This window comes from Pseudonocardia sp. TRM90224 (assembly GCF_021245725.1).
Lineage (GTDB): Bacteria > Actinomycetota > Actinomycetes > Mycobacteriales > Pseudonocardiaceae > Pseudonocardia.
The window spans coordinates 1-12,778 of record NZ_JAJGSX010000074.1 but is presented as its reverse complement, the minus strand read 5'-3'; the positions used below and the strand labels follow the sequence as shown (position 1 = coordinate 12,778).

The 12,778-nt window shown below is 73.0% G+C and carries 2 protein-coding genes; one reads left to right on the top strand and one right to left on the bottom strand.

Going from position 1 to position 12,778, the window contains the following annotated elements:
• Positions 1-667 (bottom strand): hypothetical protein (locus LL648_RS42080; RefSeq protein ID WP_232668589.1); only part of this gene is annotated, 667 nt, incomplete at its 3' end.
• Here LL648_RS42080 and LL648_RS42075 point away from each other — a divergent pair.
• On the top strand, positions 615-12,778 hold a 12,164-nt coding region (locus LL648_RS42075), incomplete at its 3' end, for a hypothetical protein (protein ID WP_232668588.1). The genes LL648_RS42080 and LL648_RS42075 overlap by 53 nt on opposite strands.

The following is a 12,778-nucleotide window of genomic DNA, read 5'->3' as shown; positions in this document are numbered from 1 at the left end:
CGGCGAAGCAGGCGGGCGAGGCCGCGACGAAGGCCGCGGAGCTGGCTGCGAAGCCGGTGACCGGCGCCCCCGCGACGTTGTCGCAGAGCAACGCGACCGCGCGGTGCGCCAGCAGCAAGTGCACGGCGACGACCACCGCCGAGGCCACCACCACCGGTGCGCTGAACGGCGAGGCCGACCCGGCCACCGCCAGCGCGTCCCGCGCGGACGCGACCTGCACGGGCGGCGCGAAGGGCTGCATGGTCGGCTCCGGCGCGACGGCGAGCACCCTCACGACCAGCGGGCAGGCCGAGAGCACGGCACCCGGCGCGCCGATGCTGCCCGGCCGGGCCGGTATGACGCAGGCCACCGCAACGCTGGACTGCCGCGACGAGACGTGCACCGGCACCGTCACCGGCACCTCGGCATCCGCTGCCTCCCCGGACGGCGGCGCGAACGCCGCCGTCGCCGCGGCGAAGGCCGCCGCCGACCCGAACGCCGTCGCCGGCCCCGGGAACGGCCCCGTCACCGACCCGACCAGCGTCTCCATCGCGAACGGCTCGACCGCCTGCACCGGCCAAAAGGGTGGTTGCCAGGCAGCCATCTCGACCTCGGCGACGGCCAGCGGCTCGGCGATGGCCGGCGGCCCGTTCGGCATGACCAGCGCGGCCGTCGAGGGCTCCTGCACGACCGGCGCGACCGGCGACGGGAAGTGCGCCGTCGCCGGGGCGAGCACCACCGTCGGCACCGACGACCCCGCGACGATCATCGGCGACGTCCGGACCGGCACCGCGCCGATGCAGGACAAGACGACCCACGCGGTTGCCGTCGCGGACTGCGGCGCGGCTGCCACCGGCGCGTGCCGGATCAGCACCAGCGGTTTTGTCGCCGACCACACCGCCGAGGTGATGGCGGGCTGCGAGGGCACGGGCTGCACCGCGCGGATGGAGGGCAACGCCTCCTTCGCCGGCAAGGAGAGCACCAACACCGCGAGTGCGGCCGCTGCCTGCACTGGCGGACAGGCGGCCGGCCAGTGCGCCGCGGGCGGTCGGGTGAGCGCGGCCGAGACGGGCACGATGGCGTCGGCCACCTGCCTCGGCGACGCCGGCGCCACCTGTGCGTTCCGCTTCGAGGCGCACTCCGCGGCCGAGAGCCGCTCGGCGAAGGCGACCGCGACGGCGAAGGCCGACTGCGGCACCAGCGGGACGTCCGGCACTGGTTGGTGCGGGACGAGCGCCGCCACGATGGCCGAGGACGGTGCGGCAATGGCTGCGGCGTCCTGCGACGGCAGCGCGAACGCCGGTTGCACCTTCAGCTACCGGGCGCACTCCGCCTCCTCGGCGAGCGGCCCCGGTTCGAACGCGTACGGCACGGCCACCGGGGAGCAGTCGGGCACGTTCGGCGGCGGCCACGTCTTCGTCATGACGGAGGCCAGCGCCGGGTACGGCCAGGCGTCGGCCGCCGCGATCTGCGAGGGCTCGGCCGGCACGAACTGCTCGTCGGACTTCTACGCCCACACCGAGGTGGCCGATTCCGCGAGCGACGAGGTGGCCGACTACTTCGCCTGGGCCTATGCGACGTGCGGCGGCAGTAACGGCGGCTGCGGGGTGTGGGCCGAGGCGGACGCGCTGGCGCAGCACGCCGCGTCGGGCTGCTCCGGCGACGGCTGGTGCGACAAGGACTCCGACGCCTACGTCATCCTCAAGCCGCCGCCCCCGCCGCCGCCGTCGGCCGAGGGTGAGATGGGTGACGAGCTGCATGGCGCCATGGCGGTCTGCGGCGGCGGCGCGGCGACGTGCCCCGTCACGATGTTCGACCCGGACACCCCGGCCACCGAAGCGCCGACGACCGACTGCCCGCTGCCGTGCGTCATGCAGGGCAAGAGCGGGCAGACGGTGACGATCGACGCCGAGGGCAAGAAGGTCACCATCGAGAACCCGCGCGTCGCGGGCCGGCCCGACCTCGGCGTCGACAAGAACGAGGCGACCGACGGCGCCGCGCTGCTGACCGCCGACGCGCAGGGCCGCGCGGGCGGGTGGGTCCGGGGAAACGGGTCGAGCACCTACGACAGCTACAGCGGCTCACGGGTGACGTATGCCGGCAACGGCACGCACTACCAGCGTTTCGCCGACCCGACCGGCGGCACCTTCACGACGACGTGTGAGGGCGGCTGCTTCGGCCAGGTCGGGTTCCGGGAGAAGATGGAGCCCTTCTTCTTCTCCGGCAAGGCGCAGATCAAGGCGATCGACGAGGCCGGTCACCAGTCCGAGGTCTCCTGGCACGGGCGGGGCGTGTTCCTGCCCTTCCGGGCGCCGACGGCCGGTCAGCCCACCCCCGCTGCGCTCCCGATCATCGCTCCCGGCAACGGTCCCGCCGAGATGGGCGGCGGCTGGACGCAGGTGAAGGGCGCCGGGCTCGACGCGAACGGCCGGATGAGCAACGGCTCCTTCGAGATGAAGGGCCAGCGCGCCACCGTCCCGCTCGGCAACGGCTACTCCTATGAGAACTTCGACCCGACGAACACGAAGTACGCGGCCGAGGCCCGATCGCTCGCGCCGACCCGTGACGACGTCATCAAGGGTGAGTTCGCCGACGCGGACGGCAAGAACGGCACAGCGGAGTGCAGCGGCCCCTGCCGTCGGATCGCGCCTGCGGCGCAGGGGTCGACACCCTGCACGGCCGGCTGCGCGTGGGCGCTGCGGTTCTCCGACGAGGGCAAGCTCCGCTACACCGACAAGGCGGAGTACGACCTGGCCACGCCGGGCGTCACGACGTGCGGCAACTGCGTGATGAAGGACGACTTCCGGTCGACCCCCGGCGCCCCGAACGGCAAGTTCTCCATGGAGAACAAGGGCAACGGCAGGCTCGTGTTCGTCAGCCCGGCCGGCGAGGGTGGGACGTGCGCGGAGGCGGGCTGCCGGATCGCGTACAAGTCGCCCGACGCGCAGGGCGACGGCGCCGCGATGGTCTGCCACGGCAACGAGTGCAACGTCGGCAGCTCGCGCAACGGCGACGCGGTCTCGGGCATCACCGCGAACAGCACGATCGGCCTGTTCTTCGGCAACCAGGACGGCACCGGCCGCCGCTACGTCTGCAGCGAGCAGTGCAACACGTTCAACCTGAAGAACGTCGTCATCGAGCCGGTCCGCGGGCCGGGCGAGACCCCGGAAGCCACCGCCACGAAGTACGACTGGGTGGCCGACCCGAACCGCGGCTGGCTGCCGCTGACCGTGCGCCCCGGTGAGGTGCGCCCGTCGACGCGCACCCAGATGGACGACGACGTGGCACGGGCGATGGGCATGGACCCCGCCGACCCGAACGTCCGGCTGCCGCTGCTCGACCCGGCCGCCTACAACAGCCTGTCGCCGGCCGACCGCAAGGTCTACGACGGGCATGTCGCGATGTCGGGGGCGGACAGCGACTTCGCGCTCATCACGCTCTACGACCGCCGGATCCACGACGACGTCATGCGGGAGAAGGCACCTGAGGTCGCGGCGGACATGCGGACCGTCTCGACCGGGATGGGGGACTACCTCCGCACCGGCGACCAGGGCCGGTACGCCGAGGTGCAGCCGCTGATCAGGAAGATCCAGGACCGGGTCGGGACCGACACGACCGGCGAGTTCGCGCGGTGGATCGAGGACCGCCGCGTGATCGACGGCATCACGCTGGCCAACCTCCCGGTCGACACCCGCAACGCCGATGCCGAGCTGCAGGCCCGGCCCGAAGTGGTGGCGCAGCTCGTTGCGCTGAACCCGGCCATGGCCCGGGATGTGCGCCGGGACAATCCGATGGCGAGCTCCCTCGACGTCGCCAAGGCGAACCTGGGCGTGGTGCTCTACGAGCACGGTGTCGCCAACACGGCGGCGATGGGGCTGCAGACGGAGGCGCTGCGCCTCCTCGGCGACAAGGCCGCGCTGGAGAAGGACATCGCCGCCTTCAACGCGTCCGACGCCCAGACGAAGACGTGGGAGGACCAGCTCAACGGCCGCATCGACGCGCTTGACGCACGCCTCGTCCAGCACCGGATCGCGGTCGACGGGGTGCAGGGGCGGCTCGACAGGTCCGACGCGGCGCTCCGGCGGATCGACCTGATCATGGTCGGCGGAACCGGCGACACGACCCGGACCGCGCAGATGCGGCAGGCCGACGCCGACATGGCGGCGTTCGCCGGCCTGTCGAGGGACCTGGCGGCGTCGAACGACGCGCGGGCGGTCGCCGCGGCGCCCACGATCCGCAGCTACGGCACGTTCGCCGAGCTGACCTACGCGTCGCTGCGCCAGAACCCGACCGACCCGAACGAGCGTCTCGGCAGGGTCGTGATGCTGCCGTCGACCGGCCGCGACGACACGATGCGGGCGCAGACCGCGGCGCTCAACATGCCGGGCATGCGGTACAACGCCGACCCCGAGCTCGCGAAGCAGTTCGAGGCCCGCTACCGCAACGACACGCTCGCGAACTTCGCCAGCCGCTACACCGCCGAGCAGTACCAGAACACCTTCCTGTCGAGGGAGATGGACGTCGCCGCGCAGCGGGATCGCATCCGCCCGTTCTTCACCGACCAGCGCGGCGAGGTCGACGAGAAGAAGGTCGAGAAGACCCTGCAGGCGATCCAGGACGCCGGCGGCAGGGCGTACGCGATCACGGCGATGTACACGGACCCGACCGGCGCGACCGGCGAGCCGACGCTGTGGCGGGTGACCGACGCCGAGGGGACGTCGGAGCAGTTCATCGACCCGGCCGGCGGCACCTACCCCACGATGGAGAAGCTGCTCAAGGACAACGAGGTGTTCCCCGACGACGGCGTGCTGAGCTTCGCGGAGGACATCTACGCGACGTCGGGGCCGGTTCGGCTGCGCAGCGTCGCGGCGAACGAGACCACCGTCGGCGAGCACGTGTACGACACGGCGGCCATGGGGTTGATCGTCCTCGGCACGGCGGGGGCGGCCGCTGCGAGCGGCGGAGCAGCCGCGCCGTGGTTCGCCGGGGCGGCGTTCGCCGGGCTCGGGATGACCGCCGGGAAGAGCGTCTATTCGATGGTGCAGCGCTCCAACCACAACCAGGACATGAGCCTCAGCAACCCGCGGATGCTCGGCGACGTCACCACGCTCGCGCTGACCGTCGTCCCCGGCGCCGGGCGGGTGGCCGCCAGGGTGGTGCCCGCGGTCCGGACGTCGCGCGCCACCGCAACGGCGGTCGGGTCGGCGCTGGACCGGACCGTCATCACCGCCGGCACCACGACCTACCTGCACTCCGTCGGCAGCTTCATCGGCGACGAGCGCACGATGACCCCGGCCACCAGGCGGCTGGCGATGATCGGGCTGACGCAGGGCGGGCTGATGCTCGTCGCGCCCGCCGCGGCGAAGAAGGGCGGCGAAGGGGTCCGGCCCACGCTCGAAGCGCGCGGGCTCTTGCCGCCCGCCCCGGAGATCGTGACCGTCAAGATGCCGACGGCGCAGGAGCGCTTCGGCGGGACCATCTCGCTGACGGCCTCGGATGCGCTGACGCTGAACACGCTCCCGACCCCCGCTCCGGGTGGCCGCACCGGTGGGACGTTCACGCTGGTCCAGTCGGTCAAGACGGGGGAGTGGACGTCGACGCAGACCTCGCCCAAGGTGGACCCCCCGGCGAAGTACATGGTCATCGAGCCGATGGGGCCGCAGGGTCCGACCCCGCCCACGCCGGGCAAGCAGCCGGTGTCCGGTGGCTTGCCGGCCAAGTCCGAGGTCCGCCAGGGGCTCGGCGTGATGATCCTCTCGGCAACACAGGTGGTCGTGCCGGTCGCGGGCGACACCACGCCGGCCCCGCAGGTCGGCACGGTCCAGGTCAAGGTGGTGTCGGCGCAGGGCAAGGGCCTCGTGCCGACCACGTCGACGTCGAACGCGGCCGGCGCCTCCTTCATGGGCAGCGGTGGCGCACCGGGCACCGGGACCACCGCCATGCGCGGAACCGCATTGCCGATGCTCGGCGCGTTCAAGGCGGCCGCCGTGCCTGCGCTGGACGCCCAGCCGAATGCCCAGCAGCCCCTCGGCGGCGCGGGGGGACCGTCGTTCACGGCGCCGCTGCTGCCGATGCCGGTCGCGATCACACCCGAGCTGGAGCGGGATCTCCGCAACGGCGGCACCGGATGGCTGCGGATGGTGCCCGTTCGCGTCAGCCCGAAGTACGCGCCGGGCGTCAAGCAGCTGATCCGGGCGAAGATGTGGAACGACCTCTACGCGGCGTCGAACCGCTACCTCGACCCGATCGACTCGGAGCGCGGTTGGGCCTACAGCGACTTCACCAAGGCCGAGCTCGCGAAACTCCAGAGCCCGGCGTCGGGGATGGTCGCGACCCTGCCGGACGAGGCGCGGCGCCGGCTCGCCGAAAAGAACTCGATCGTCGCCGAGGGCAAGCGCGGTCGGGAGCAGCACGCTCAGTTCACACCCTGGTGGAACGACGTCCGCGATGTAGCCGGCCGGCGAGCGGGCCTCGAGCTCAGGAGCGCGCTGGACACGTTCCTGCCGTCCGGGAGCCGGCCCGGTGGGCAGCTGCAGGCGGCGCTGAAGTGGGGCGACCACCGAACCGTTCGCGACGTGCTCACGTTGATCGACGGGACCGTCGGCAAGGGCCCGCTGGGCCTGGAGACCCTCGCCGACGCCTTCGCGGCCCGGCACCGGTTCGACTGGACCGCCGACGAGCGCCGCACGATGATCGACAGCCTGCAGGACGGCGTGCTGAAGACCTCCCTCTCCGAGGCGGGCCTGCAGCAGGTGCGGGACTGGCGCGCCGGCGTCCGCGGCCGGGTAGCGAAGCTCGGCGACGCACGCCAGCGGGAGATCTCCCTGCAGGAGCACTGGCAGGCGGTGGCCGACAGCCTGAACAAGGCCGCGCAGGATCTCTTCGAGCAGCTCCCGTGGCAGTCGCACCTGCCCCCGCAGAAGCGTCGCGGGCCGGGCCGGCGGGCCGACGTCAGCTGGAAGAAGGACGCCGAGCGCATCCGGGCCGAGGTCGCGGCGCTGCGCCGGCGGGCCGCCGACGCGCAGGCGTACCTCGACCGCCACGCCAAGGGCGTCCGGGTGATCGGCGGGGTGCTCGCGCTCGCGATCGCCGTCGACGGAGCCAACAAGGGCGTCCCGAACAACAAGCGGCAGCACCTCCTGCAGCTGCGCACGGCGGGCGTCCAGCGGCGCAGCGACCGGATGACCGATGCGCACTGGCAGCAGCTGCGCGAGCTGGACGTGGCCCAGGCCGGCGTCGTCGAGAGCATCGCCGAGCGCCGGGCGGCGCTGAGCGACGAGCGGGACGACCGGCTGGCCGATGCCGAGTACTACCGGCAGGCCGCGGCCGGAGTGCCGTTCTTCATCCCCGGCCTGCTGGAGGAGCGCACGAAGCTGCTGGAGCAGGCCGAACTCGCGCGGCGGCAGGCGGAGTGGCTCACGGCCAGGATCGCCAAGCTCGACGTCGTGCGCGACGAGGGCCGGCTGCTCCGCGACCAGGCCTACTGGATGGCTGCGGGCACGCCACCGGCCGTCGACGGCGAAACCGCCTCGGCCGGCGCGGGGTCGGGCGCGCTCGGTCCGGTCCTGCTCGTCGTCGGCACCGGCGTGATCGGCGGTGGCGTCGCGGTCGGGATCGGCGGCTCGGCCGGGGGCAACAGCGGCGGCGGTTCGCTCTGGGGGGCGCTCGGCGACGCCTGGAGCCACGCGCCCGTGCTGACCGGCATGCTGATCGCGCTGGCGGCCGCGGTGGTCGTGACCGCGGTTCGGACGGCGCAGGCGCGCGGCCCACCGGCCTGGCTGAGCACGGTTGGTGAGCTCACCATCCAGGCTGCCCTCGCGGTGGTCGGGCCGGTGCGCTCCATCGGGGTCGGCGTGGCGCTGGACCTGGCGTGGGCGCTTGCGCCCGCCCTGGACGGCCCGGTTCGGCCCAGCACGGTCCCGGCGGGTTCGACACCTGGTGGCCGCGGCCTCGTGGCCCGCGGGCTCGCTGTACTGGCTGCGGCCGGCATCCTGGTGCTCTCCACCCCCACCGGCGACACGCGCGCCGAGCCGGAAGCGCGTGACGCGCGCCCGGCCGTCGTGCAGACCGATGACCTGCGGACGCCGACCATCACTGCGCTCGCCCTGCGCACGGCGCCGCAGCCGGACCCCGCCCAGCAGCCGTTCGAACTGCCGGGCACCCTGATCGTGCTGCCCGGCGACGAGCTGGGCTACCTGGCCGAGGGCCTGGACGCGGGCTGGGACGTGCTCGCCGACGCGACCCCCGGCCGCTTCCCGACCGTCGAGAGCCGGGACCTGATCCTGCCGACCGAGAAGCTCGCCATCCCGGGCAGCTGGCCGGGCATCTGGAGCGCGCAGCCGGGCGAGGACCGGGGGAAGATCGCCCAGCGGCTCGGCATCACCGAGGACCGGCTGCAGCCGCTGCCCGGCAACAAGTACAAGGTGCTCCCGCCGCCCGTCGTGGTTGTGCCCCCCGCGGACGACAAGCCCGGCAGCGACATGCCCGGCGGCGTGGTGCCCCGCACCGACCAGCCCGGCCAGCCGAGCAGCGACCAGCCGAACAGCGAGACGCAGCCGGACTGGCGCACCAACCCGACGGGCTGGCACTTCCTGCTGGCCGGGCTCGTGGGGGTGGCCGCTACCGGGATCTTCATCGCCGTCCAGTGGTACCTCCTGGCGCGGGACCTCGGCCGGCTGCGCGCCTCCGGCCGGCCCGGCGCAGCTCCGGTGGCCGAAACGATCCCGGAGATGCCCGAGCGTCAGCTGACGGACGCGGAGATGCCGGCGTTCGCCGCGCAGATGCAGGTCGTGGCGAGCCCGGCCGGGTTCGGGCTCATCTTCGCGGCACGCGGCGATCCCGTGGTGGCGCCGGCGCTGGAGCTGTGGTCCGACCCGGCCGACTTCCTGATCGTCGGTCACACCGGCGAGCGCGGCTTCTACCTCGTGGTCGACGGAGTCGAGGTCTACCCGACGGCCGACCAGCTGAGGCACATGATCTCGATGGTGCGGGCACCGGCGGACGCCGAGCCGTCCCGCTCGACGTTCGACGTCTGGCGTGAGCGCGCCGACCGGATCGCGCGGGAGACGGGCCATCGCCCGCGGGTGGTGCTGCCCAACTGCAACCTCGCCGCCTGCCCCACGGCGCTGCACGAGCTGTTCGTCGCGCTGGGCGGAGTGCAGCTCCTCGTGCAGGACGCGGTCGCCGAACTGCACGGCCCGACCGTCGCGACGGGCGGCCGGTCGCGGATCGCCACCGACGGCACCTGGTACCTCTACGACGAGAAGGGCCGGCGGCGGGCCGCGGCGCCGAGGGCGCTCACCGACCCGGTCAACGCCCGCGGTGCCGTGCGCCTGGGCCGCCCGGGTGTCTCGATCCCGATCGCGCCCAACGCGCCGCCGGTGCGGCTGGGTGGCGGGTACCGCCCGGCCAAGTACACGTCCATCGACCAGTGGGACCGGCAGGAGCTGCGCGCCCTGCTCACGGCGACCTACTCCGGTGGCAACCGCCACGAGCGCAGGCGGCAGCTGTACACCGCCATCGCCGAGGCGCAGGGCATGCACGGCCTGCCGGCCACGGGTGCCGAGGCGCCGCCGGCCGGGCTTCCCCTGATCTACCGCGGCTTCCACGGGGTCGAGGCCGATCGGTACGTCGAGCAGTTCATCCGGGGCGATCGGCCCTTCGTGGGCGACGGCACCCTCGGCAACGGAACGAACTTCACGACGTCGGGCTGGACGGCGTTCAACTACGCGCACCACAGGGCCGAGGTCGCGATCGGGCCGGCGCGGCCCGGGACGGTGTTGGCCGGCTACCTCCACCCCGGGGCGCGGGTGATCGGCCGCCAGGAGGCGCTGCGTCAGCTGAACCTCGCCCGGCTCGACGCGAGCGCGCGTGGCGACCACGTGCTCGTCGAGGCCCTCGGAGGAAGCTACGACGACGGGCGCTACGAGAGCCTCGGCGTCTTCGCCGTGCTGAACGGCTGGGACGCAGTGATCGCCGACCAAGGTGACTCGCTCACCAACGGCAAGCACGTCGTACTCCACAATCGCTCGGCATTCGTGCAGATCGCACAGACCGCCGCCGCGGCGTCGAGCTCGACGCCGACGCAGAAGCGGGACGGCTGGCTGACGCGGATCCTGTCGGCCTTCAAGGTGGTCCTGCTCGTGATCGGCGGGGCCGTGACCTGGATGCTCGTCGACGCCGGGCCGGCTTTGGCCTCCAGCCGGGCGCCGCCGGCCGCGGACCTGGTCGCCGGGCTCGCGGTGGCCGATGTCGTCTCGATGACGTTGTCGGCGGCCGTGGTCGCCGCGGTGGTCATCCGGTTCCGCGACCCGATCGTGCGGTTCGTGCGGGCGCACCTGCTCACGGCGCGGGCCGGTGTCGTCGCGGGCGCTCGGTTTGTCGTGCAGGCGCCGAAGCGCATGAACGTCGTGATCGAGCACCGGATGTACCTGCCCGGCGTGGCAGCCTTGATCCTCGCGGCGATCGCGTGGCTGCTCGGCCCCGAGCTGGCGACCGACCTCATGCCCTTCCTGTTCCTGTTCCCGCACTTCAAGCTGGAGCCGAAGCCGAACGCCCCGAAGTGGTGGAAGTTCTGGCTGTGGCCGGGCCGGTTCGTCGAGGCGCTGTACACGCAGCGGCTGGAGCGGGCGGCCATGTTCGCGTACGGGGTCATGCTGTGGAACGTGCCGCTGGAGCAGTGGCACCTTTTCGGCGCGTTCTTCTTCCAGATCGTCGGCTCCGGCTGGCTGATCAGCGGATTCCTGACGCAGTCGATGTCGAGGGGCCTCACCGAGGAGTACGAGAACCGGAACAAGGACCCGCTGGCCATCGTGCCCGACCACCAGCTGTCGTTCCTGGTCGGAATCCCGGGTGTGGTGACCACCGGTCCGTTCCTGAAGCACTTCATCGTCTCGACGATGATGTTCCTCCCGATGTCCGGCATGCGGACGCCGAAGGTCGTCGGTTGGCAGCGGCTGCCGCAGTTCCTGCTCTACTGGGCCACCTCCTACTACCGGGGCGTCGCGGCCAGGATGTGGGAGAGCTACGTCTACTGGCAGCTCGGCTGGGAGATCCGCGTCTTCGACATGCCGGTGCTGCAGCGCCGCGTGTCCTTCCAGGAGTTCTCCTACGACACGGCCAACCGGACGTACCGGCTCAACCTGCTGACCGGTCCGATGCGGTGGTCCAACGTGTTCGTCTTCTGGGTGGCGCGTGGCATCGCCCGCGCGGTGCCCGGCCGGGCGGGGGCGAAGCTGCGAGCCTTCCCGGACTGGCGCGACGGGCGGGCCTTCCAGCACCTGCTGCACCACGCGCAGCGGATGCTCGTGCGCAACCAGCGCGAGCGGGCGTGGCAGGAAGCCCGGATGGCGAAGACGACCTCGCCACGCCTCAAGCGCCGCCTCGAACTGGCCATCGCCGACAACGAGGGCCGGGCTTCGGAGACCGTGCAGCTGCTGGGCCTGCTCGGGGCGGACTACGAGCAGCGGCTTGTCAACCGCAACCTCGATGCACAGGCGCGGATCAAGAAGAGGTTGGAGTCGATCCGCACGCAGATCGCCCGTCTGAACACCCGCCTGCTCTCCACGCCCGCGCTGGGGCAGCTCGACTGGCTCGGGAAGGCGCTCGTCGTCAGGACCGGGCGGATCACCGCGCGGATCGCCCGGCTCGACGCGCGCCGGGCGCAGCTGCTCGCGCGGCTCGCCGATCTCGAACGGGCGCGGGAGGCCATCGTGGCGCCGAAGCCGACCGCAAGCCGGTACCTGGCGAGGGCGCTGGCCCGCGCCGAGGCTCGTGCCAAGGCACTCGCCGAGGGCCCGGCGGCCGAGCTCAAGGCCGTGAACGCGGAGCTGCGCATCGGGCGGAAGAAGCTGGGCGGCCAGCGGTACGTCGAGCTGAAGGCCCGCAGGGCCGCGTTGAAGAAGGCGATCGTGCGCATCAACGCCGCGACCGTCGAGCTCCGTGACATCCCCGGCGCGCAGTCGGTCGGCGCGAAACGCGCGACGGGCCGGCGCGGGATCGTCGCCCCGGTCGTCGTGACCGCGATCGGCGCCGGGCTCCTGCTCCTCGGGTTCGGCGAGGGCCGCTCCGCCGCGTCGACCGGCGCCGAGCAGCTGCCCGGCTTCACGGACGCGGCGGGCATCGCTGCGGCGGTGGTCGGCGGGGTCGTCACCGTCGCGGCGATCGGCGGCCTGGCGCTGTACCTGCGGTGGCGCGGCGGGCGTTCGCCGCCGGTGTTCGAGCGGATCGTCAGGGATGTCGCCGCTGCGGCGGCGACGGTGGGCGACGTCGTGCGGGCGCGGCTCGGGTTCGTGCGCCGACTGCTCGCCGGTTTGGCGCGCGTGGCCGCGTGGCTGGCGGGGATGCTGGCCGGCGCCGTCCTCGGCCTCGGCGTGGCGAACGCCGCCGGTCCGGGTGAGCCGACCGTTGCAGCACACGGGTTGGTCCTGGTGGTGGCCGGGCTCGGCGTGCTCGCTGCGGCTCTGTGGGTGGGCGTTGCGGTTCTGCGGTGGCTGTTGGGTGAGCGGGCGCAGGCGTGGTTCGCGGAGACGGGGAGCCGGCTTGCTGCCGGGTTCCGGTCCGTGGGTGGTCGGGTCGCGGCGAGTGCGCGTGAGGTGCGTGGGGGCGCGGCGCTGGGTTTCTGGCTGGCCGTGGCGTGGTTGCGGTGGGCTGGCGGGCAGGTCGCTGCCCAGGTCGGTGCGCGGTTCGGTGGGTGGGAGCAGGCGCTGGCCCGCGTCGATGCCGTGGTGGCGTTGACGTTCGCGTTGCTGGTGGTGAGCTCGCTGCTGGTCCCCGGCGTCGCGTACGCGTCGGCCGGTGC